Origin of the sequence: Curtobacterium sp. MCSS17_007, from assembly GCF_003234175.2 — a bacterium.
Taxonomy (GTDB): domain Bacteria; phylum Actinomycetota; class Actinomycetes; order Actinomycetales; family Microbacteriaceae; genus Curtobacterium.
In genome coordinates, this window is the sequence record NZ_CP126257.1 from 3085759 (window position 1) to 3108633 (window position 22875).

Annotated in this window: 23 protein-coding genes; all 23 read right to left on the reverse strand. The window is 69.5% G+C overall.

Translation table 11 applies throughout. The features are described from left to right. Positions 1-15: 15 nt before the first annotated feature. Positions 16-315, reverse strand: a complete 300-nt coding sequence (rplW, locus tag DEJ22_RS14655) for a 50S ribosomal protein L23 (protein ID WP_065960036.1) — start codon at positions 313-315, stop codon at positions 16-18. Continuing rightward, a complete protein-coding gene (gene rplD / locus DEJ22_RS14660) occupies positions 312-971 on the reverse strand; it encodes a 50S ribosomal protein L4 (protein WP_111227397.1) in 660 nt (219 codons plus the stop codon). Before rplD ends, rplW begins: the two co-directional genes overlap by 4 nt. Before the next feature lie 2 nt (positions 972-973). Beyond that, positions 974-1627, reverse strand: a complete 654-nt coding sequence (gene rplC, locus DEJ22_RS14665; protein WP_022903285.1) for a 50S ribosomal protein L3 — start codon at positions 1625-1627, stop codon at positions 974-976. A 13-nt stretch (positions 1628-1640) separates the two neighbouring features. Then, positions 1641-1949 (reverse strand): 30S ribosomal protein S10, encoded by a 309-nt coding sequence (gene rpsJ / locus DEJ22_RS14670; RefSeq protein WP_022903286.1) that lies wholly within the window; start codon positions 1947-1949, stop codon positions 1641-1643. A 535-nt stretch (positions 1950-2484) separates the two neighbouring features. Beyond that, positions 2485-3297, reverse strand: coding sequence for a DarT ssDNA thymidine ADP-ribosyltransferase family protein (locus tag DEJ22_RS14675; protein ID WP_181430839.1), 813 nt, complete (start codon positions 3295-3297; stop codon positions 2485-2487). Positions 3298-3378: 81 nt separating this feature from the next. Continuing rightward, on the reverse strand, positions 3379-4356 hold the full coding sequence (locus DEJ22_RS14680) for a DNA topoisomerase IB (protein WP_111227395.1): 978 nt from the start codon (positions 4354-4356) through the stop codon (positions 3379-3381). A 175-nt stretch (positions 4357-4531) separates the two neighbouring features. Further along, positions 4532-5719, reverse strand: a complete 1188-nt coding sequence (gene tuf / locus DEJ22_RS14685; RefSeq protein ID WP_058728450.1) for an elongation factor Tu — start codon at positions 5717-5719, stop codon at positions 4532-4534. A gap of 137 nt (positions 5720-5856) precedes the next feature. Further along, complete coding sequence (gene fusA, locus DEJ22_RS14690) at positions 5857-7971, reverse strand: elongation factor G (protein WP_111227394.1); 2115 nt, start codon at positions 7969-7971, stop codon at positions 5857-5859. 87 nt (positions 7972-8058) lie between these two features. Next, entirely contained in the window at positions 8059-8529 is a 471-nt protein-coding gene (rpsG, locus tag DEJ22_RS14695; RefSeq protein WP_058728452.1) for a 30S ribosomal protein S7, read from the reverse strand. Positions 8530-8534: 5 nt separating this feature from the next. Further along, entirely contained in the window at positions 8535-8903 is a 369-nt protein-coding gene (rpsL, locus tag DEJ22_RS14700) for a 30S ribosomal protein S12 (RefSeq protein WP_058728453.1), read from the reverse strand. A 338-nt stretch (positions 8904-9241) separates the two neighbouring features. Continuing rightward, a complete protein-coding gene (locus tag DEJ22_RS14705; RefSeq protein ID WP_111227393.1) occupies positions 9242-10375 on the reverse strand; it encodes a hypothetical protein in 1134 nt (377 codons plus the stop codon). A gap of 67 nt (positions 10376-10442) precedes the next feature. Continuing rightward, positions 10443-10901 carry a DUF6121 family protein gene (locus DEJ22_RS14710; protein WP_111227392.1) on the reverse strand — a complete coding sequence of 153 codons (459 nt, stop codon included), beginning with the start codon at positions 10899-10901 and terminating at the stop codon, positions 10443-10445. Positions 10902-11006: 105 nt separating this feature from the next. After that, positions 11007-11687 carry a CBU_0592 family membrane protein gene (locus DEJ22_RS14715; RefSeq protein ID WP_111227391.1) on the reverse strand — a complete coding sequence of 227 codons (681 nt, stop codon included), beginning with the start codon at positions 11685-11687 and terminating at the stop codon, positions 11007-11009. A 171-nt stretch (positions 11688-11858) separates the two neighbouring features. Beyond that, on the reverse strand, positions 11859-12611 hold the full coding sequence (locus DEJ22_RS14720) for a type IV pilus inner membrane component PilO (RefSeq protein ID WP_111227390.1): 753 nt from the start codon (positions 12609-12611) through the stop codon (positions 11859-11861). A gap of 4 nt (positions 12612-12615) precedes the next feature. Continuing rightward, positions 12616-13386, reverse strand: coding sequence for a PilN family protein (locus DEJ22_RS14725; RefSeq protein WP_111227389.1), 771 nt, complete (start codon positions 13384-13386; stop codon positions 12616-12618). Next, complete coding sequence (gene pilM, locus DEJ22_RS14730; protein WP_111227388.1) at positions 13383-14435, reverse strand: type IV pilus assembly protein PilM; 1053 nt, start codon at positions 14433-14435, stop codon at positions 13383-13385. The genes DEJ22_RS14725 and pilM overlap by 4 nt, the downstream gene beginning before the upstream one ends. Before the next feature lie 48 nt (positions 14436-14483). Then, entirely contained in the window at positions 14484-15311 is an 828-nt protein-coding gene (locus DEJ22_RS14735) for an A24 family peptidase (RefSeq protein WP_111227461.1), read from the reverse strand. After that, the gene (locus tag DEJ22_RS14740; protein ID WP_111227387.1) at positions 15311-17155 is read right to left on the reverse strand and encodes a hypothetical protein; all 1845 of its coding nucleotides are present in this window, start codon (positions 17153-17155) and stop codon (positions 15311-15313) included. The genes DEJ22_RS14735 and DEJ22_RS14740 overlap by 1 nt, the downstream gene beginning before the upstream one ends. Continuing rightward, positions 17152-17862 (reverse strand): prepilin-type N-terminal cleavage/methylation domain-containing protein, encoded by a 711-nt coding sequence (locus tag DEJ22_RS14745; RefSeq protein WP_181430837.1) that lies wholly within the window; start codon positions 17860-17862, stop codon positions 17152-17154. The genes DEJ22_RS14740 and DEJ22_RS14745 overlap by 4 nt, the downstream gene beginning before the upstream one ends. Further along, positions 17859-19232 carry a prepilin-type N-terminal cleavage/methylation domain-containing protein gene (locus tag DEJ22_RS14750; RefSeq protein WP_111227385.1) on the reverse strand — a complete coding sequence of 458 codons (1374 nt, stop codon included), beginning with the start codon at positions 19230-19232 and terminating at the stop codon, positions 17859-17861. Before DEJ22_RS14750 ends, DEJ22_RS14745 begins: the two co-directional genes overlap by 4 nt. Positions 19233-19310: 78 nt before the next feature. After that, complete coding sequence (locus DEJ22_RS14755; RefSeq protein WP_111227384.1) at positions 19311-19775, reverse strand: type II secretion system protein; 465 nt, start codon at positions 19773-19775, stop codon at positions 19311-19313. Positions 19776-19968: 193 nt separating this feature from the next. Further along, a complete protein-coding gene (locus DEJ22_RS14760; RefSeq protein ID WP_111227383.1) occupies positions 19969-21192 on the reverse strand; it encodes a type II secretion system F family protein in 1224 nt (407 codons plus the stop codon). Further along, on the reverse strand, positions 21192-22871 hold the full coding sequence (locus DEJ22_RS14765) for a type IV pilus twitching motility protein PilT (protein WP_284174738.1): 1680 nt from the start codon (positions 22869-22871) through the stop codon (positions 21192-21194). The genes DEJ22_RS14760 and DEJ22_RS14765 overlap by 1 nt, the downstream gene beginning before the upstream one ends. Positions 22872-22875: the final 4 nt, after the last annotated feature.

Here is a 22875-nt window from a genome sequence, read left to right on the forward strand (position 1 = left end):
TTATCCCTCTGGTCCTCAGCCGACAGCCGTGAAGATGTCGATCGAACCGGACTTGAGCGTCACGATGGCGCGCTTGGTGTCCTTGCGCTTGCCCATGCCGAACTTGGTGCGACGGGTCTTGCCCGGGCGGTTCAGCGTGTTGATGCTCGCGACCTTGACGTCGAAGATCTTCTCGATGGCGAGCTTGATCTCGGTCTTGTTCGAGCGGGGGTCCACGATGAACGTGTACTTGCCCTGGTCGATCAGGCCGTAGCTCTTCTCCGAGACGACCGGCGAGATGATGATGTCGCGCGGGTCCTTGTTGAAGCCGCTCATGCGGAGATCTCCTTCGCGGTCTTCGACGCGATGAAGGCGTCGAGTGCGCTCTTGCTGAAGACGAGGGCGTCGGCCTTGAGCACGTCGTAGGCGTTGAGCTGGCTGTACGAGAGCGCGTGGACGTTCGACAGGTTGCGGACCGACTTGAGCGTGAGCTCGTCGTCCGACTCGAGCACGACGAGCACGTTCTTGACGGGCGCGACCTTCTCGATGAGCGTGCGAGCGGTCTTGGTCGACGGCAGTTCAGCCGGGACGAAGGACTCGACGGCGGCGATGCGGCCACCGCGGGCACGGTCCGAGAGCGAGCCGAGCAGCGCCGCGGCGATCATCTTCTTCGGGGTGCGCTGCGAGTAGTCGCGCGGGGTCGGTCCGTGGACGACGCCACCGCCGGTGTGCTCCGGAGCGCGGACCGAACCCTGACGGGAGCGGCCGGTGCCCTTCTGCTTGAACGGCTTGCGACCGGCACCGCGGACTTCGCCACGGTTCTTGGTCTTGTGGGTGCCCTGACGCGCGGCGGCGAGCTGCGCGGTGACGACCTGGTGGATGAGCGGGACGTTCGTCTCGACGTCGAAGAGCTCGGCGGGCAGCTCGATGCTGCCGGCGACGGCTCCGGTCGCGTCGAGGACGTCGATCGTGGTTGCGGTCTCGGTGGCCATGATCACTTACCCTTCACGGCGGTGCGGACGAAGACGGAGCGACCGCGCGCACCGGGGACGGCGCCCTTGACGAGCAGCAGACCCTTCTCGGCGTCGACGGCGTGCACCGTGAGGTTGAGGACGGTCACGCGCTCGCCACCCATGCGGCCGGCCATGCGCATGCCCTTGAAGACACGCGACGGGGTCGACGAAGCACCGATCGAACCGGGCTTGCGGTGGTTGCGGTGGGCACCGTGCGAAGCGGACACACCGGCGAAGCCGTGGCGCTTCATGACACCGGCGAAGCCCTTGCCCTTCGACGTCCCGACGACGTCGACCTTCTGGCCGGCCTCGAAGGTGTCGACGGTGAGCTCCTGGCCGAGCGTGTACTCGGCGGAGTCGTTGGTGCGGATCTCGGTGAGGGTGCGACGCGGGGTCACACCAGCAGCCTCGAAGTGGCCGGCGGCCGGCTTGTTCACCTTGCGCGGGTCGATGGCGCCGGCGGCGATCTGGATCGCCTCGTAGCCGTCGCGCTCGACGTTGCGGATCTGGGTGACCACGTTCGGGCCGACCTCGATCACGGTGACGGGGATGAACTTGTTGTTCTCGTCCCACACCTGGGTCATCCCGAGCTTCTTGCCGAGGAGGCCCTTGACGGTCTTGGTTGAGTTCGCCATTGGTCGGTCCCCCTTACAGCTTGATCTCGATGTTGACGTCAGCCGGGAGGTCGAGTCGCATGAGCGAGTCGACGGCCTTCGGCGTCGGGTCGACGATGTCGATGACCCGCTTGTGCGTGCGCTTCTCGAAGTGCTCGCGCGAGTCCTTGTACTTGTGGGGCGAACGGATCACGGTGACCACGTTCTTCTCGGTGGGGAGCGGCACCGGGCCGACCACGGTCGCACCGGCACGGGTCACCGTGTCGACGATCTTCCGGGCCGACGTGTCGATGACCTCGTGGTCGTACGACTTGAGCCGGATGCGGATCTTCTGTCCCGCCATGTGTCTCTCTGTCCTCTCTGCGCCGCGCACCCTCGGGCCGCCTGACGCCGCCGTCACCGTGCATTCCTGCAGGGCTTGGCTGTTTTCCTGAACCAACCGGCCGCATCCACGGGGGATGACCGCTGTTCTCCTGTCAACCGCGCAGGGCGACCGTGGCCGTCCAGCGTGGGCATGTCGCTTCCCCGCACTCCGGGCACAGCCGTGCCTCTCGACACAGCGCTGCTCGTCGCGCTTCGTGGGGATTCGATCGTGTTCTGCTGCCTGCGGCCCAACCCAGCTCCGCTGGACGGAGGGGTTGTGCACTGCCAGAGCAGTGATCCTGCGCGCGCGAGCGCCCGCGGAATTCGGAACCGGACAAGTCTCGCACAGGCACACGATCCGTGCAACCCGGGCGTGTCGCGTTTCGTTGGCGTGTCGGGACGGCCCACTCCCGCGGAACGACGGGGATCCGGACGGGAGGCCCGCGCCGGCCCCGCAACGCGGCGCACCCTCCCGACGTGTGGTCGGGAGGGTGCGTCCGCAGCGCGTCGGACGGCTACTCGGCGTCGACCACGGGCGGCACGAACCACGGCGGGAAGACCGCGACACGCGGCGCGTGTCCGCGGTGCTCGGCGAGGAGCGCCTTGACCTGCTGGCGGACCCGGTCGTTCGGCACGCCGATGACCGCGACGGAGGAGAACGGCACGCGCGGCCCGGCGAGCAGCTCGAGGCCGTGCATCTCCGGGTCGGTGAAGTCCGTGCGCCGGATGAGGTTCGTCGCCGCCTCGGGGCCGACGGCGAAGCGGACGTCCTCGGCCTCGGCGTCCTGGTCGGCGACGATGACGGACGCACCGAAGGCCGACACGGGGACGACGAGCACGACGTACTCGGTCGCCCGGGTCCGCCGAGCCGCGTCGGACCACCGGGCGCCCTGGGCGCCGCGGCGGAGCTCGTCCCACCGGGTGGCGTCGGGCGAGAGCGTGAACGCGACGTGACCGGACACGGGGCCGCCGTCGGGTGCGGTCGCCTCGGCACGGGCCGCCCGCGTCTCGGGAGCGCTGACGTCGACCGCGGGGGTGGCGGCGTCGGCGGCGAGGACGGCACCCTCGGCGACGATCGCCGCGAGGTTGTCGACGTGCGTGACGTGGTGGGCGCGGAGGGCGCCGAAGTCACGCGGTTCGGGCAGCTCGGGCGCCGCGGGCGAGCGGAGCGAGGAGCCCGAGCCGAGGGGGCCCGGGGTGCTGCGGAGGGAGGTGGTGATGCGGGTCCGGCGCGGAGCCGGGGTGGGGGCTGCCGGCGCCTCGCGCTGGCGGGGGGCACAGATGTCGCAGAGCTCGGTGGGGAAACCGTGGATGCACTCGTCGGTCACGACTGGTGAGGGTCCTTCCGTGCCCGGGTGGGGGTGGTCGGGCACGGTGTCCAACCGTACGTCATCTCCCACGCCCCCGGGTCACTGTCGGTAGAGCAGCGCTCGGACCTCGGACTCGGCGGCGTGCAACCGGTCCGGGTCGATCGTCTCGCCGTGCTCGTACGCGTCGAGCAGGCGCGGGTCGATGTAGCTCTGCCGGCACACCGTCGGCGTGTTGCCGAGTTCCTCGCTCGCGGCCTTGACGGCGTGCGAGACGGCCTTCTTCCGCTTCGCCTGCGACGACTGCGGCCCGGTCCTGGCCAGGTCCACCGCGGCCGCCACGGTGCCGTGCAGGGTCCGGAAGTCCTTGGCGGTGAACTCGTCCCCCGCGCGCTCCTTGACGTACTCGTTGATGTCGTCGGCGGCGAGCGGCTCCCACTCGGCGCCGCGCTCGGCACGGAAGGACAACAGGCGCGCGTTCGGACCACGTCGCTTCATGCCCGCGATCACCCGCGCGAGGTCGTGGTCGTGGATGGTGGACGACCACTCCTGCCCGCTCTTGCCCGGGAAGTCGAGCTCGATGTCGTCGCCCGAGACGTGTGCGTGCGCACAGAGCAGGGTCGACAGTCCGCGGCTGCCGTGCTCGGTGGCGTAGCGCTCGGAGCCGACGCGGAGTGAGCCCTGGTCGAGCATCCGGAACGCCGCGGCCAGCGCCCGGCGACGGTCGGGCTCCGGCCTGCGGAGGTCCTGCGTCACCATCCTCCGTGCCGACGGCAGCGATTCGGCGAGGGCGAGGGCGCGGTCGTACTTGATCCGGTCCATGCGCTCGCGCCAGCCCGGGTGGTACATGTACTGCCGGCGTCCGGCACCGTCGATCCCCGTCGCCAGGATGTGCCCGTTGTCGTAGGGCGAGATCCACACGTCGTCCCAGGCCGGCGGGATCACGAGCTCCTCGAGCCGCTCACGGACGGCCTTGTCCGTCACGGTCTGACCGTCCGGATCCCGGAACGAGAAGCCCTTGCCGCTGCGGACACGGTGGTAGCCACGACCGTTGGTCCTGGAGCGTCGGAGACGAGTCACCCTGATGATGGTGCCCGGTGCTGCCTGTGATCGGTCCCCACCACCGTCCCCGTCGCGCCTGCCCCGGACCCGCAGGCCGTCGTGGGAGCCTCGCGGGCGCCCTCGGGAACGACGAAACGGGGCCGGACCCGAAGGCCCGACCCCGCTGACGCAGTGTCTTCCGGAGAACCGGGAGTTACTTGACGATCTCCTCGACCGTACCGGCGCCGACCGTGCGGCCACCCTCACGGATGGCGAAGCGGAGGCCGGCCTCCATCGCGATCGGCTGGATCAGCTCGACCGACATGGCGACGGTGTCACCGGGCATGACCATCTCGGTGCCCTCGGGCAGCGTGATGACGCCGGTGACGTCCGTGGTGCGGAAGTAGAACTGCGGACGGTAGTTCGCGTAGAACGGGTTGTGACGACCGCCCTCTTCCTTGGTCAGGATGTACGCGTTCGCCTTGAACTCGGTGTGCGGCGTGACCGAACCCGGCTTCACGACGACCTGGCCGCGCTCGACGTCCTCGCGCTTGAGGCCACGGATGAGGAGACCGGTGTTGTCGCCCGCCTCAGCCTTGTCCAGCAGCTTGCGGAACATCTCGATGCCCGTGACCGTGGTCTTCTGCGTCGGGCGGATGCCGACGATCTCGACCTCGGAGTTGAGGTCCAGCGTGCCACGCTCGACACGACCGGTGACGACGGTGCCACGACCGGTGATCGTGAAGACGTCCTCGATCGGCATGAGGAACGGCTGGTCGGTGGCGCGCACCGGGTCCGGGACGTTCTCGTCGACGGCGGACATCAGGTCCTGGACGGACTTGACCCACTTCTCGTCGCCCTCGAGCGCCTTGAGCGCCGAGACCTGCACGACGGGGGCGTCCTCGTCGAACTCCTGCGAGCCGAGGAGCTCGCGGACCTCGAGCTCGACGAGCTCCAGGATCTCCTCGTCGTCCACCATGTCGGACTTGTTCAGCGCGACGACGATGTAGGGGACGCCGACCTGGCGGGCGAGCAGCACGTGCTCACGCGTCTGGGGCATCGGGCCGTCGGTGGCGGCGACCACGAGGATCGCGCCGTCCATCTGCGCCGCACCGGTGATCATGTTCTTCACGTAGTCGGCGTGACCAGGAGCGTCGACGTGCGCGTAGTGGCGCTTGTCGGTCTGGTACTCGACGTGCGAGATGTTGATCGTGATGCCGCGGTCGCGCTCCTCGGGAGCGCTGTCGATCTGTGCGAAGTCACGGGCCTCGTTGAGGTCCGGGTACTGGTCGTGCAGAACCTTGGTGATCGCCGCCGTGAGCGTGGTCTTGCCGTGGTCGACGTGACCGATGGTTCCGATGTTGACGTGCGGCTTGGTCCGCTCGAACTTGGCCTTGGCCACTGTGGGTCCTCCTCAGGACTCGGAGAGCATGCCCCCGGTCCGTGACCGTTGGCGTGCAGGGTGTGTGTATTACTTTACTTGGTGGCGAGGGGCCCGTCGCCGGGCGCCCCCGCCTGTGGGGAACACGCTCGGGAGCGTCAGTTCCCCTTGCCCTTCTCGATGATCTCCTCTTCGACCTTCTTCGGGACCTGTGCGTAGGTCTCGAAGGTCATCGAGTAGACGGCACGACCGGAGGTCTTCGAACGAAGGTCACCGACGTAGCCGAACATCTCGGACAGCGGCACGCTCGCGCGGACCACCTTGACGCCCGAGGCATCCTCCATCGAGGCGATCTGGCCACGACGGGAGTTCAGGTCACCGATGACGTCGCCCATGTACTCCTCCGGAGTACGGACCTCAACGGCCATGATCGGCTCGAGGATGACGGGGCCGGCCTTGCGGGCAGCTTCCTTGTACGCCATCGAACCGGCGATCTTGAACGCCATCTCGGACGAGTCGACGTCGTGCGACTGGCCGTCCTTGAGGATGGCCTTCACGCCGACCGTCGGGTAGCCGGCGAGGATGCCGACCTGCATCGCGTCCTGGATACCGGCGTCGACCGACGGGATGTACTCGCGCGGGACGCGGCCACCGGTGACGGCGTTCTCGAACTCGTAGACCTTCTCGGCCGTGACCTCCATCGGCTCGAGCGCGATCTGCACCTTCGCGAACTGACCGGAACCACCGGTCTGCTTCTTGTGGGTGTAGTCGTAGCGCTCGACCGGCTTGGTCAGGGTCTCGCGGTAGGCGACCTGCGGCTTGCCGACGCTCGCCTCGACCTTGAACTCCCGCTTCATGCGGTCGACCAGGATGTCGAGGTGGAGCTCGCCCATGCCCTTGATGGTCGTCTGACCGGTCTCGGCGTTGAGCTCGACGCGGAACGTCGGGTCCTCTTCGGCGAGCTTCTGGATGGCCGTGGAGAGCTTCTCCTGGTCGGCCTTCGTGTTCGGCTCGATCGCGACCTCGATGACCGGCTCCGGGAACGTCATCGACTCGAGGACGACCTGGTCGTTCGGGTCGCAGAGCGTGTCACCGGTGGTGGTGTCCTTGAGGCCGATCACCGCGTAGATGTGGCCCGCGGTCACGTTGTCGACCGGGTTCTCCTTGTTGGAGTGCATCTGGAAGATCTTGCCGATGCGCTCCTTCTTGCCCTTGGTCGAGTTGATGACCTGGGCACCGGACTCGATCGAGCCGGAGTACACGCGGACGTAGGTGAGGCGACCGAAGAACGGGTGCACCGCGACCTTGAACGCCAGGGCCGAGAACGGCTCGGTGGCGTCGGGCTTGCGGATGATCTCCTTCTCCTCGTCCTTGACGTCGTGGCCGATCATCGGCGGCACGTCGAGCGGGGACGGGAGGTACGAGATGACGGCGTCGAGCATGGGCTGGACACCGCGGTTCTTGAAGGCCGAACCACAGAGGACCGGGTAGACCTCGGACGCGATCGTCAGCTTGCGGATGCCGGCGCGGATCTCGTCGTTGGTGAGCTCCTGGCCGTCGAAGAACTTCTCGAGCAGGGCGTCGTCGGACTCGGCGACGCGCTCGATCAGCTTCGCGCGGTACTCCTCGGCACGGGCCTGGAGGTCCGCGGGGATCTCCTGGACCTCGTACTGGGCGCCCATGGTGACGTCACCCTTGGCATCGCCCGGCCAGACCTTGGCGTGCATCTCGATGAGGTCGACGACGCCGACGAAGTCGTTCTCGGCACCGATCGGGAGCTGGAGCACGAGCGGCTCCGCACCGAGGCGGTTGATGATCGTGTCGACGGTGAAGTAGAAGTCCGCACCGAGCTTGTCCATCTTGTTGACGAAGCAGATGCGCGGGACGTTGTACTTGTCCGCCTGACGCCACACGGTCTCGGACTGGGGCTCGACGCCCTCCTTACCGTCGAAGACGGCGACCGCACCGTCGAGGACGCGGAGCGAACGCTCCACCTCGACCGTGAAGTCCACGTGACCGGGGGTGTCGATGATGTTGATCTGGTTGTTGTCCCAGAAGCAGGTCGTCGCGGCCGACGTGATCGTGATGCCGCGCTCCTGCTCCTGCGCCATCCAGTCCATCGTGGCGGCGCCGTCGTGGACCTCACCGATCTTGTGCGTGATGCCCGTGTAGAACAGGATGCGCTCGGTCGTCGTGGTCTTGCCGGCATCGATGTGCGCCATGATGCCGATGTTGCGGACCTTGTTCAGGTCGGTGAGCACGTCCTGTGCCACAGGTTCCTCCGGAAGAGTTGTAGGAGAGGTTGGCGGCCGGGCGGGCACCGGTCGTCCATGACGACCGGTGCCCGCCCGCAGCCGGGGCTACCAGCGGTAGTGGGCGAAGGCCTTGTTCGACTCGGCCATCTTGTGCGTGTCCTCGCGGCGCTTGACCGCGGCACCGAGGCCGTTCGACGCGTCGAGGATCTCGTTCATGAGACGCTCGGTCATCGTCTTCTCGCGACGGGCCTTGGCGTACGAGGTGAGCCAGCGGAGCGCGAGGGTGTTCGCGCGGTGCGGCTTGACCTCGACCGGGACCTGGTAGGTCGAGCCACCGACGCGGCGGCTGCGGACCTCGAGAGTCGGACGGACGTTGTCGAGCGCCTTCTTCAGCGTCGCGACGGCATCCTGCTGGTTCTTGGCGGAGACGCCCTCGAGTGCATCGTAGACGATGCGCTCGGCGAGGCCCTTCTTGCCGTCCAGGAGGATCTTGTTGACGAGCTGCGAGACGATCGGCGCGCCGTACACCGGGTCGGCGACGACGGGACGCTTCGGGGCGGGACCCTTACGAGGCATCTATCTCAACCCTTCTTCGCGCCGTAGCGGCTGCGGGCCTGCTTACGGTTCTTGACGGCCTGGGTGTCCAGGGCACCGCGGATGATCTTGTAGCGCACACCGGGGAGGTCCTTCACACGACCGCCGCGGACGAGCACCATCGAGTGCTCCTGCAGGTTGTGGCCCTCACCGGGGATGTAGGCCGTGACCTCGGTGCCGTTCGAGAGCTTCACACGAGCGACCTTGCGCAGGGCCGAGTTCGGCTTCTTGGGGGTGGTGGTGTAGACGCGGGTGCAGACACCACGCTGCTGGGGGTTCGCCTTCAGTGCCGGCGCCTTGGTCTTGACGACCTTGGGCGTACGACCCTTGCGAACGAGCTGCTGGATGGTAGGCAACTGTTCTCCTGGTTCTTCGCTCGTGCTCTGGCCGACGCGTTCCGTCGGCTTCCTCATCCCACGCTGATCACCGCCTGACGGCGGAGGGAGGTCGAGGGATGGATGGTCCCGGCGCGGATGTCGCGACCCGGGATTTCGGGCGCGCCCGAGGGCGCACACCCGGTAGAGACTACCCGCGTCACACGACGAAATCAATCCGGGCGCGTCGCCCGCGAACCGTGCCAGCGGGCGGGGCCCGCGGGCCCGGACCGCTCCTGCCGAGGCGGGCGCGAGGGGCCTGACCGGCCACGCAGCCGGGTGCGGTGGGAGGACGGCGGTGCGCCGCGCCTCCCGGCCGGTCAGGACCCCGTGTCGGAGGCGCCGTTGCCGATGGCGGACTCGAACGTCGCACCCTCGTCCGTAAAGCCGGACACGTACCCGCTCGCGTTCACGTTCATCGGACCGGCCGAGGCGGTGCCCACCCCTCCTGGTCCGGAGATGTCCGCCGTGAACGTGGCGCGACCGAAGGTCGTCGTCGAGACGGCCCAACCGCGGGAGAGCCAGCCACCGACCGTGACCCGAGGCCGCTGCTCGAGCGTCCACTTCTGGTTGGAGTAGGCGTACTCGGGGTCCTCGCCGTAGGCGTAGAAGCTGCACCCGGCCGGTGCCGCGTCGGTCGACGCGATGCACCCGTCCACCCAGCGGTCCACGGCCTGCTCTGCCGCCTGCTCGCCCGCCGACGTCAGCGTCGTCGTCATCGCCACCGGCGCCGAGCCGGTCGCACCGAAGCCGGACACCTGCGCCGACGCACCCTCGGCGGTGAACCACTTGCCGCCGTCCACGGCCACCGCGTAGGTGCCGGGGAGGGCGGAGAGCCGCGCGGTCCCGTCCTCCGACGTCGCGATCCGCTGTCCCGCCACCTCGACCGGCGTCCCCGCCGGACCGCGGACCGACAGCTCCACCTCGCCGAGCTCCGGCGCCTCGAGCGCCCACACCGGGAAGACCCCCCAGTCGGTGCCCTCCCGGTCGAGCGTGAACGTGGCCGCCACGTCGCGGCCACCCTGGCGGAGGTACGCGCGCACCGTCGCGGTGTCGCCGTCGGTCCGCGTCGCGGCGATGCGGTAGCCGGTCACACGGCCGGAGGCCTTCGCGTACGCGGCGTCGGTGAGCAGGACGTCCTGGTCGTCGTGATCGATGCCCGCCGCGTCCAGCGCATCGTCGACGCGACCGGCCGTCAGGTCGTCGAGGAAGGCACGGACCGGGCGGTCCGCCGCGTGCGACGCGGACTGCGACACGTACCCGACCACGCCGGTCACCGCGAGCACGACCACCGCGACGCCGCCCGCGACGATGCCGACGAGTGCGCCACGCCGCACGGGGCGTCGCCGCCGTGCGGGGGTCGGTGCACCCGCGGGGACCGGGGCCTCCTGCGTCCCACGGAGCGTGTCGACGTGCGGGACGGCCGCCCACCCGTCCGGCTGCTGGTCGGTCATGCGTCCCCCGTCGTGCCTCGTGCCTGCTCCGGGATCCTACCGCCGGGCGGCGTCGTGGGGACGGCCCTCAGACGTGGTCGCGCTCCTCCGTCGCGGCACCCTGGCCGGCCTGCTGACGCGCCTGGTGGCGCGCGACGGTGACCCCTCCGACGACGCAGAGGAGCGCCACGACGACGGAGCCGACCACGAACGGGCTCAGGGCCGAGCCGGCCGGGAACACGAGGAGCTCCGTGCCGTCCCCGCGGGTCAGGGCGTACCCGACCGATCCGACGGCGAGCATCACGAGGTAGGTGGCCGCCGCGGCGACGAGGCCGGTGACGCCCGGGTTGCCCTCGCGGACGCCGGCCGCGGTCGCGAGGAACACGACCACCGCGGCGGCGACGACCATCGCGGGTCCGAGGTACTGGCTGGCGTCGGGCTGCGGGATCGCCTCGACGTCGGCGAGCAGGGACTCGAAGCCCGTCACGGCGACGACGAGCGCGATGAAGAGGACGGACGTCATCGTCGCGATCAGCCACCGGGACATGGGGTGATCGTACCGCCGGGGCCTGCAGAGCGGGGTGGGCTGGCCGAACGGGGCACAGTCGGCTGGCCGGGCGGGCCCCACCTGGGTGGGTGGTGCGCGGCGCCGTTACTGCGTCGCGTCCTCGCGCTGGGCCGCCGACCCGGCGTGCTCGTGCGTGCCGTCTGCCGCGTGCCGCACGGCGGTGTGCTCCTGCGTCACGGTGTCGACGTGCTGCTGCGCAGCAGCGACGAGTGCGAGTGCGATGGTCGCGGTGATGACCGGGACCGACTCGGTCATCGGCGCCGCGGGAGCCGCGTCGGCATCGGAGCGTCCGTGCGCGGTGGGTGCCGCGTCGGCGTCCGCGCGCCGGGCACCCGTGCCCGCCTCGGGAACCGGACCGGCCTGGAGGCGCGGCGCGGCAGGCGCGGCACCGCTCGCCTCCGCCTCGTGGTCACGCAGCGCCGGCCCCACGACCGGCAGGACGGCGGTCGTCGCCAGCGGCTCGGCGTGCAGCACGGGCGGCGCCACGGTCTCCTCCGGTTCCGCAGCACGGACGCCGGCGGCGCGACGGGCACGAGCCATCCTGACCAGGACGACCACCGCGATGACCGCCCAGACACCGTTCACGATCGTCGACGGGACGGCGTGGTGGGCCGCGACGTTGATCGCGACGGACAGCCCACCGACGAGGTTGAGGGACTGGTACAGCGGCCCGTTCGGGATCTTGCCCAGCGAGAAGAGTAGGTAACCTGCGAGAACGGTTACGGCACCGAACCAGCCGAGGAACTCCACGATTCCGACCAACACGCGCGACTCCGGGCACGACGAGGAACGGCCGTCCTGAGGCGACCGTCCGAGAGGGGTGTGAGCAGCCGCGAGCGCGGCGTCGGGAGCATCGTACGCACTCCGGCGGGTGTCGCGGAAGCGGGCGCGGCGCGGCGTGCCGCACCCACTTCGCGGGGGTGTGGTGCGGGGGTGTCAGCCCGCGGTCGCGGTGCTGGAGGTGGCGGCTGAGGACGGCTCCGACGACGTGCCAGCGGAGCCTGCCGACGCGTCCGTGGAACGGTCGAGCACGTACACGGAGCCGCCGAAGGTCCACGTCGAGCTCGTCGTTGTGGCGCCGTCGTCACCGCTCTGTTCCGACGAGGTGATGGTCGTGATGAGGAAGAGCCGCTGCCCGGACTGCACACCCTTCACGAACGCGAGCGCCTGGTCGAACGTACCGTCGACCGCGACCGTCACGGGCACGATCGAGAGGTTCTGCGCCGTGATCGCCGGGTTCGTGACGAGCTCCGGAGCGGTGGGCGACGCACTCGGCGCGGGGGTGGCGGTGCTGCTCGGCTCCGAGGTGGCGGTCGTGTCACCGGCCGGGGCTGCGGCGACCGGCGCGTAGGCCGTCGCGTCGCTCGCCGTGAAGGACGAGACCGTCATCCCGGTGGCCGCGGCGACGCCGTTGAGCTGGTCGATGAAGGCCGGCAGGTCCGCCCGGTCCGGCACCGAGGCGTCCAGCGCCGACAGCTCCTCGCGCATCGCCGGCAGCTGCGCGGCCTGCTCGCGAAGCCGGGCGAGTTCCGTCCGACTCGTGGCGTTGGTCTGCTCGACGGTCTGCAGCTGCTCACGCGCCGCCGCGGTCTGCGTCAGCTGCGGCTGGACGGCTAGAAAGAAGCCGCCGACGGCCACGACGACCATCGCGAGGACGGCGAGCATCAGGTTGAGTCGGGTGCGGGACATCGTGTCAGCCCTTCGCCGCGTCGGCGGCGTACCGGCCGTCGAACGCTCGCTCGTCGAGGTGGATCGTCATGTTCACCGAGTACCCGCCGCCGTCCTCGGCCCGCGTGACCGAGTTGGCGTTGGCGTCGACGAACCCGGTGACCCCGCGGACCGCGGTCAGCCAGTCGGGGACGGACGGCAGCACGCTGCTCGTCGCGTCGAATGTCAGCGTCGCGATCCGTCGGCCCTGCAGCGGGTCGTCGGACTGCGCGTACTGCTCGGTGGCCGAGGCGGAGTCCACGGTGACGCCGGTGATCTGCACGCCGGCCGGCAGCTTCGCGCGGACTGCCTGCAGCGTCGCCGACCAGTCCACCTCGGTCGAACCGCCGACCTGCTGCGCCGCCTCGAGGAGCGTGCTCTCGGACTCCGTCGTACGGACGTCCCGGAACTGCCCCTGCTGCTGCGCGAGCGCGGTCGTCTCGCCCTGGGCGGACAGGAGCTCCTGCTCCGCCGTCATCCGGACCATCGTGGCCCAGCCGGCGACGACGGCCACGCCGACGGCGATGACCACGACGCCGGCCCAGACGCGTCGCACGACCTGCCGCTGCCGGCGGTTCGCGTGCACCTCTGCCGGGAGCAGGTCGACGCGGGGCGCGCCGCCGATCACGAGGCCGCGGGCCGCTGCCGTCGGGGCAGTCGCCGATCGGCCGCCGCCCTGGCCGCGCGCACCCTTGCCGCGTCCGCCGCGACCGTGGGTCGCGCCGTCGGCGCTGGTGCCGTCGAGGATCTCGGTCATGCTGCGCGCCCTCCCACGGCGAGGCTCCAGGCCACGGCGATCGACGTCGACCGTTCGCGGAGCAGTTCGGGCGTGATGGTTCGCGCCGTGCGGGCGGAGACGAAGGGGTCGCCGATCGCGACCGGCAGACCCGAGACGTCGCCGAGCCCCTCGCGGAAGCCCGGCAGCGCGGACCCGCCGCCGACGGCGACGATGCCGCGGACCGCGTCGTCCGGACGCGTGTTCGCGTAGTAATTGACGGTGTTGCGGATGCTCGTCATGAGCTCGCCTACCGTCTCGCGGATGACGCCGACCGCGCGGGCGTCGTCGGGCGTGAGCGCCCGGCCGACCAGCCCGAAGTGCCGCTTGACCGCCTCGGCCTCGGCGAGCGGGATCTCGAGGCGTGCGGCTATCGTCTTCGTCACGTCGTCGCCGCCGGTCGGGATGATGCGGACGAACTTGGGGACACCGTCGTGCGCGATCACGACCGAGGTCGTGTTGCCTCCGCAGTCGACGAGGGCGACAGTGCCCGCTCCGGCCACCCGCGGCGCCAGGACACGCGTCAGGGCGAACGGGATGAGGTCGACGCCGACGGGCCGGAGCCCGGCCAGCTCGGCGGCGCGAACGTTCGCCAGCACGGCGTCCTTGATCGCCGCGACGAGCAGGCCGTGTACGACCGGACCGCTGTCGCCCGTGCCCTCCTCGATCGGGTAGAAGTCGAGGATCGCGTCACCGACCGGGACGGGCAGCATGTCCTGCACCTGGAACGGCAGCGACTCGCGGATCTGTGCGAGCGGCACCTTCGGGACGGTCAGGTCGCGGGAGAGCACGCGCTGGTTGCCCATGCCGAGCACGACGTCCTTCGTCCGGAACCGCCCGATCGACCACAGCTCGCGGAGTGCGGTCGCGACGGTGTTCGCCTCGAGGACTTCTCCGTGCTTCGTCGCGTCGACCGGCACCGGGACCTCGGCGACGCGGACGATCATCGGTTGGGGCTTGGCGGCGTCTGCTACCTCGACCGCACGGATCGTCTCGGCACCGATGTCGATGCCGACGATGTTCTTCGCCATGTCGTGGTTCCTTCCAGGGCGCGGGGAGCGGTCGATCAGCGGTTCGGATCAGCGCAGACCGGAGAGTCGGAGGTAGGCGTCCCAGAGCGGAGCGCCCGCGAACGCGCCCACCCACGCGCCGAGGAGCATCCAGGGGCCGAACGGGATACCGGTCGATCGGCTCGCCCGTCGCACCGCGAGGAGGACGATGCCGAAGGTACCGCCCAGCGCGAACGCCGCGGAAGCACCCACAGCGAGGGGTCCCCATCCGAGGTACGCCAGCACGAGGCCCAGGACGCCGGCGAGCTTGACGTCCCCGAGCCCCATCCCGCGCGGCACCGCGAGGGCGAGGGCGAGATACGCACCGCCGAGACCGATCGCCCCGACGAGACCACGGAGGAGGGCTACCCAGTCGCCGGTGAAGGCACTCGCGCCGGTCAGGAGCACGGCGAGCACCGGGTAGGCGGGCAGCACGATCCGGTTCGGCAGCCGGTGTGTGTCCAGGTCGATGAGCGCGAGCGCGACGCTGATGGCCATCAGGTAGAGGAGGGCGAGGAGGAGCACGCCGTGACCCATCAACTCTGCGGACGTGGCCTGCGCACGCGGCTGGAAACCGAGGACGACCACGACGAACAGCACCGCCGTCGCCGCCTCGACGAGCGGGTACCGCACCGGGATCGGAAGCGCGCAGTCACGGCAGCGTCCGCGCAGGACGAACCACGAGATCACCGGGACGTTGTCGACGCCGCGGATCGCGTGCTGGCAGCGCGGGCAGGCCGACGCAGGCGACACCACGGAGCGACCGGCGGGCACACGGTGCACGACGACGTTGAGGAACGAGCCGAGGGCGAGGCCCAGGACGCCGACGATCGGTGTCAGGACCGGGAGCGCGGCGATCACGGGAGCGCCGTCCCGGCCGCGTCGTATGCAGTCCTCGACTCCACCTGTGTCGCTACTCGGTAGGTCGTGACCGTCGGCTGCGGGAACTTCGGCGGCGTGTAGGTGGCCAGGCTCGGGTCGAACCGGTAGTCCTTGTCGTACCCCTGCCCGCTCGCCAACCCGACGGCACCACGGAAGTTCTGCGCGATCGACCCGTTCACGGTCAGGGTGCCCCGGCCGTTCGTCGAACCGCGCGTCCAGTTCTGCACCACGAACGTGCCGGTGTTCGAGAGGATCGCACCGTCGATCTCCCGGTCCTTCGTCAGGAGCGTGGAGCCGTCCGGCTTGATCGGGTTCCACACCCAGACCGCGCGCTGACCGATCAGCCCGAGCACGGTCGACGCAGAGCGGTTCGCGGAGTAGGTGATGTCGCCGGTGACGTAGAGGTAGTTCTCGGCCGCAATGGTGACGGCCTTGTCGACGGTACCTTCGACAAACGCGTCGCCACGGTCGCACCCGTACGGCTCCGAGACCCCCTGGCCGAGGCCGGCGGTGGGATCTGCTTCCGAGCTGCTCACCGTGTTCCCGATGAACGGGTACCCGACGCCGTTCTGCTTGAAGCTCGTGGCGCTCCTCGATCCGACGCTGGGCTTGAGCGCCGAGCAGGCGGTGGCGGTCGTCTTCGTCGCCTCGGACTCACTCCACGAGTTCGGGTCCTTCTGCTGTCCGGCGCGGGTGGCCGGTTCGTTCTGGACGTAGACGATGTTGTTCTTCGGGACCGGGATCGTCGCGCCCCGGCTGCTCCGGAGCGCGCTCACGTCCCCGCACATCGCGACGGCGTCGCCGCTCACGAGCTGCGCGCCAGCCGTGGCTGTCTCCCCCTGTACCTGCGTCTTGATCGTCAGCGGCGAGCGCACCGTCATGGTGCCGTTGCCGTTGAAGACGATCTTCGTCGGGCCGGTGTACAGGCACCCAGGGCCCTCGACGGTGTCGCGGGTGAGAGGCAGGTCCGTGCGCGTGAAGTCGCGCAGGTCACCGATCGTCGCGGGTGGCGTCAGCGTCGAGGACGTCTTCGGCGTGACGTCGTACTGGCCGGCGGAGCATCCGCTGCCGCTGCTCGTGATGCCGAACACGCTCTGCACGGAGCTCTTGAACGACGCACCGCAGACCTTGATCTGGTCGTTCGACCGCACCGGGCCACGCAAGACGTCGCTCGACCCGAACTGGATCTGCTGGCAGGTCCGCGACGTCGCCGCCGGCCGGTACGCCGACGTGCACAGCGTTGAGCTGGTGGTCGAGATGGTCTCGTTCGTGACGGTCGGGTCGCCCGACTCGTAGTTCGTGAAGTACAGGTAGTTCGAGAAGCCATCGGGCCGGACGTTCGCGACGACGGTGCGGGTCGTCGAGCCGGACCGGCCGGTCGACTGGACGCGGATCACGCCCTGCGCCGACAGCTTGCTGTTGTCCACCGCGTACCGGAACGATGAGTCGCCCGCGGTGCCGTCCCCCGTCGGGACTGTCACCCAGGGGTCGGAAGCGCGGTACCCGAACGCCGGGTTGCCGCCGTCGCCCTTCGGGAACAGGCTGCCCGTGGCCAGGCTGAACGGCGCCCGCGGCTGCCCGTAGTTCCCGTAGGTGTTGTCAGCGTTGAGACGGGACTGGTAGTCGGCGACCCCCGCGTACGCAGCCGCGATCGCCCGGTTCCACGACCGGTCCGAGGCCGTGACCCGCGCCCCTGAGGTGGCGACCGCGACCATCGTCGCGACGAGCAGCATGACGACGGCGCCGATGCCGACGACGGCGACGAGGGCGATCCCCCGCTCGTCGTCGCGGGCGCGGATCGCGCGCAGGATCCGGATCACGACGACGCTCCCATGACGATGTTCGGCAAGCTGGCCGTGCTCGACAGCGTGACGGCGTTCGGGTCCGCACTGCTCGAGCCGACGGTCACGGCCATCGTGACGGCACGGATGTTCGGCAAGTCGGTGGGTGCGAGGGCGGAGCCCGTGATGGTCAGCGGACTGCCGTCGGTCTTCCGGTAGCTGAAGGCGGTCGCATTGACGGCGGACGACACGAGGGTTCGCTGTGTGGTCGGTGTCGCTGCGAGCGTCGGGCCGGAACCGAGCGGAAACGCGAAGTACGACGTGTTGTTGGCGACGGCCTGGCCCTTCCAGGTGGTCTCGGTGATCCGCTTCGTCGCCGGATCGAGCGTGAGCTGCACCTCGACGGGCTGCGACAGGGTCGAGTCGAGGTTGACGTACGCGAAGAAGCGCAGCGACGTCGCGCTCGCGTACTGGAACGCGAACTGCGAGTCGTCACCCGTGGGCACCGGGTTGTCCGTCGCGGCCCGGAGCATGCGCCCCATCTCGTTCATCGCCACCGAGGCGGCTCGCGTGTTCGCACTCGTCGACGTAGCGGTCACCGCGGCCTTCTGCGAGGAGACGAGGAACGAGCCCGCGATCGTCAGGACGAGCAATCCGAGCGTCATCGCCACGAGGAGTTCCACGAGGGACAGCCCGCGCTCCTCCGTGCGGAGACGGTCCGCGAGTCGCCGGAGCACCACGCTCACGGGGCGACGACCGTTCGCGGGTCGAGGGTGACGACGTTGCCGCTCGTCGTCGTCTTGAGGTTCAGTGCGTCCGGGTTGGCAGCGATCTTGACCGATCCCGACGCGAGGAGGTTGCCGACCGCCGTCGTGCCGGCGAGCGACCACGTGCCGAACGGCAGGGCGATCGTCGTCGGTCGGAGCGACGACAACCCGGTGAACACGTAGGTCGTGGCCTGACAGCCGGGGTCGCCGTTCGGAACGGCGCTGGTGTTCTTCACCTTGGCGACCAGGACCGTGTCGAGTCCACTGGTCGTGACGTCGACGATGCCCATCGGCGCTCGGGCCGTGACCGTACTGTCAGTCGTCGGGTTGAAGCCGGGAGTGACGCCGTCCGCGGCGTTGAAGATGTTCGGTGAGGTCGCGAAGCCGTTCGCGGTCGGCCAGGCCGACGGATCGACGTTCGTGCAGGTGTCCGAGAACGCGCCCGCGACGGCCTTCCACTGGTACGGGAAGAGCGTCGTCGTCACCGTGGAGACCGTCTTCACCTGGTCGTCGTAGCGGTAGGTCATCGGGAGGGCCGTGGGCAGCTTCGCGCTGACGCCGTCCTTCAGGTTGAGCGGACCGCCCGCCGTCACCGTGAGTCCGCGGTCGAACTGGAACGTCTTGTTGCCGACGCCGCCCGCAGCGGTCGTGACGTCGGCGTAGGGCGCCGCGGTACCGTCGGGGTCGATGTTTCCGGCCTTGGTGATCGTGACCCGGTACGTCCCAGGGGTCACACCGACGGCGTAGGTGCACCCGTTCGCGTCGGTCGCGGCGGGCGGTCTGGCGATGGCGCTCGCACCGCCGGAGCGGGGCGTGAACGCCACCGCCACGCCCTGGTTCGGGCCGCCGGTTGCCGTCTTGACACCGATGACGATCGTCGACGCCGTTGCGCTGGTGACGGCGGACGACGGCGAGATGAGCGTGTCGAGCACCACGTTCTTCTGGCGGGGCGAGGTGCCGCTTGTCCAGGAGACGCTGATGGAGACACGCTTGTAGGCGAGTACGCCCGAACCGGCACCGCAGGTGTTGTCGGACCCGTCCGAGTTGATCCAGTTGGTCGTCTGCTTGACCGTGAAGTCCTGGTTCCCGACGGTCGCCGGCACGGTCTCGTCATCGAGGGTGAAGACGTCCTTCGTGCTGCGCGCGGCGTCGAGCGCCTGGTTCGCGAGGTTGAGGGCAGCCTCGCGGGAGCGGTTGTCCTGCGTCAGGTAGAGCGTGGAGACGATGCCGGCGGCGACGCCCGCGGCGATCATCGCGAAGATCGTCATGGCGACCATGACCTCGATGATCGAGAAGCCCTCGTCGGACTCCCGGGCCGCTCGGAGGCGGTCGACGATGCGCAGCAGCATGCTCAGCCTCTCGTTCGCGGTGGGTGTGTAACGAGACGGGCCATGACGCGTGTCACGACCCGTCTCCGGCTCAGCTGATCAGCAAGCGCCACTGACGACGCCGCCGGCGTCGGTGATGTGGAAGGTGTTGTCAGCCGTGCTCGTGGCCGCGATGCAGAAGCTCTTGCTATCACCGGAGAGGGTGTAGGTGAGGCTCTTGGTGTTGTCGCTGAAGCCGGCACCGGCGCTCTTCAGTGCGTCCGAGATCGCCGGGGTCGCCGCACCACCGTTCGCGGCGTGCGTGATGGGCCCAACGCTCGCGGGCAGCGCGCCGTTGTTCGACTGGATGGAGATGACCGCCGTCTTCCAGTTGGTCAGGTCGGACTTCGCCGAGCTGTCCTTCGCGTTGTTCGTGATGCCCAGGTACACCGGGATCGCGATCGCGGCGAGGATGCCGATGATGATGACGACGACCAGGAGCTCGATGAGCGTGAAGCCCTTCTCCTTGTCCTCGAGGAGGCCCTTGCGGCGAGCGTCGAGCTTGCCCATGAGAGCGAAGTACATGGTGTTTTCCATTCTTCTGGGAAATGCGTTGGGGGATGTGCCGCAGACTGCTCCGCCGCCGCTGGCAAGCGTATTCAGGGCGCTTTGGAGGCATAATCCCGAGAACGGGGGTGATCTCTGCTACGAAATGCCCCCAGTACCGGGGGTGCGGATCACCTGACGGCCCCCGGAACGAGGGACGCCGGTCGTCGAGTCACTTGACGAGCGAGGAGATCTGGAAGATCGGCAGGTACAGCGCGACGATCATGCCGCCCACCACCACACCGAGGAACCCGATCAGCAGCGGCTCGATGAGCGACGTCAATGCTTCGGTCGACGCTTCTACTTCATTGTCGTAGAACACCGCGATGCGTTCCAGCATCAATTCCATGGAACCGGCGTCCTCGCCGACGGCGATCATCTGCGCGACCATTGCCGGGAACACCGTTTCGCGTTCGAGTGGTGCGGCGATGGACTCGCCTTTCCGCACCGCTTCGGAAACCCGGTGCAAAGCTCGTTCGACGACGATGTTGTTCGACACCTTGCCGGCGATCTGCAGGGCTTCGAGGATCGGTACGCCCGCGCCGATCATGTTCGACAGGTTCCGCGAGAACCGTGCCATCACGATCTTCCGCGCGAGCTGCCCGAACACCGGCATCCGGAGCTTCAGCGGGTCGACGAGCCCGCGGACCCGGTCGGTGTTCTTGTTCGCCCGCCACCAGAGCCACCCGACGACCAGGAGCACGGCGAGCACCGGACCGATGTAGACCATGGCGTGCGAGAGCCAGACGAGCACCATCGTCGGCAGCGGGAGCTGGCCGCCGAGTGACGCGAACATGTCCCGGAAGATCGGCACGATGAAGATGAGCATGATCGCCACCGCGAGCAGCGACATGACCAGGACGACCACGGGGTAGGTCATGGCCGACCTGATCGTCGACCGGAGCTTGTGCTCCTTCTCGAAGTTCGTCGCGATCGAGTCCATCGCCTGGTCGAGGAAGCCGCCCGTCTCCCCCGCCCGGATCATGTTGACCATGATCGGCGGGAAGTCGACCGGGTACTTCGCCACGGCATCCGAGAACGACACACCGCGCTCGACGTCGTCGCGGACCTTCCCGAGGATGTCCTGCAGCTTCTTGTTGTCCGTCTGGTCGGCGAGGATCGTCAGCGCGCGGAGCAGCGAGAGCCCCGACGACAGCATGGTCGAGGCCTGCCGCGACATGATCGCGAGGTCCTTGAGCCCGACGCCCTTCTCGAACCCCGGGATCTTGATCTCCGTCTGCAGCCCGGTGCCGGGCTTCGCCTCGGTGATCGCGATGGGCGAGACGCCCATCGTGCGGAGCCGCTGCACGACCGCACCCTCGGACGCAGCGTCGAGCCGGCCCTTGACGAGCTTGCCGGCACCGTCACGGCCCCGGTAGTCGAAGGCGAGCGACATCAGTGGCCTCCCGAGTACTTGTCGCCGAAGTCGATCTCCGACGCGGCGATGGCCGCGGCGGACGAGTCGGACGGCGACTCGACGCGCTGCACGAGCCGGTCGAAGCCGTCCTCGTCGTGCACCTTCTCCATCGCCGCGGCGCGGGTGACGGTGCCGACGTTGACGAGTTCCGCGAGGTCCTGGTCCATCGTGTGCATGCCTGCGTCGCGGCCGGCCTGCATGGCGGAGGTGATCTGGTAGGTCTTGCCCTCGCGCACCAGGTTCGCGATCGCCGGCGTGGTCTTCATGATCTCGGTGGCGACGACGCGGCCGGCCCCGTTGGCCTTCGGCACGAGGGTCTGGCACACGACGCCCTCGAGCGTGGCGGCGAGCTGCGTCCGGATCTGCCCCTGCTGGTGCGGCGGGAACACGTCGATGACGCGGTCGATGGTGCCGGGGGCGCTCTGCGTGTGGAGCGTGGCGAAGACGAGGTGTCCGGTCTCGGCCGCGGTCAGTGCGACGGAGATGGTCTCGAGGTCGCGGAGCTCGCCGATCAGAATGACGTCGGGGTCCTGCCGCAGCACGTGCTTGAGGGCGGCCGCGAAGGAGTGCGTGTCGGCACCGACCTCGCGCTGGTTGATGATCGCCTTCTTGTGCTCGTGCATGAACTCGATCGGGTCCTCGACCGTCACGATGTGGTCGGCACGGGTCTCGTTGACCAGGTCGATGAGCGCCGCGAGGGTCGTCGACTTGCCGGACCCGGTCGGCCCCGTGACGAGGACGAGTCCGCGGGGCAGCTTGGCGAACTCGCCGACGTGCGCCGGGATGCCGAGCTGCTTGAGCGACTTGATCTTCGTGGGGATGATGCGGAACGCTGCGCCCCAGTTGCCCCGCTGCTGGTAGTAGTTCACGCGGAAGCGGAACTCCGGCGACAGGGAGTAGGCGAAGTCGAGTTCCTGCTCGTGGTCGAACTGCCCGGCCTGCTCGGGGCTGAGCAGCGTCTTCAGTGCGGCGATCACCTTGTTCCGGGCCCACGGTCCTCCGGGCACGGCGGGTCGCAGGGAGCCGTCGACGCGCACGGTCGGCGGGGCGTCCGCGGTGACGTGCAGGTCGGAGGCCCCCTGGTACACGACCTGGGCGAGCGCGGTGATGAGGTCGGCGTCCGCGACCTCGCGAGCGTGTCGCGTGAAGCCGATCTCGGGGTGGGTGCCGCCGGCTGCCGGAGCGACGGACCGGAGGACCGTGGTCGGGGCCGCGGGCGCCGCCGGCAGGTGCTCGGTCACGACGTCGGCGTAGCCGTACGCGGCGGTCGACGGCGGCACGGCGGCGGGTGGCGTGGCGGGTGCGGCCTGCGGCTGCGCGACCGGCACGGCGACCGGGGCTCCGGCGGGCGGCGGCCAGGACCCGGTGCCACTCCACGCGGGGGCGCCGTCGGAGCCCGGACCGTTCGCCCACGCGCCCGCGCTGCCGGTGCCGGAGGGGTCGCCCCACACCGGCTCGGCCGACAGGTCGTAGACCGCGTTGCTCGACGTCGGCACCACGGGCCGGTCGACCTCCGGCGCCGACGCGGCGGCCGCAGCCGCTGCCGCCGCCGCGAGCCGCGCGGCCCGACGCCCGCCGACCTCGTTGCCCGGCTGTCCGGGGTGCCAGCCGGCGACGGGGTCGTCGCCGGCCTCGATGTCGTACACCGATTCGTTCATCGTC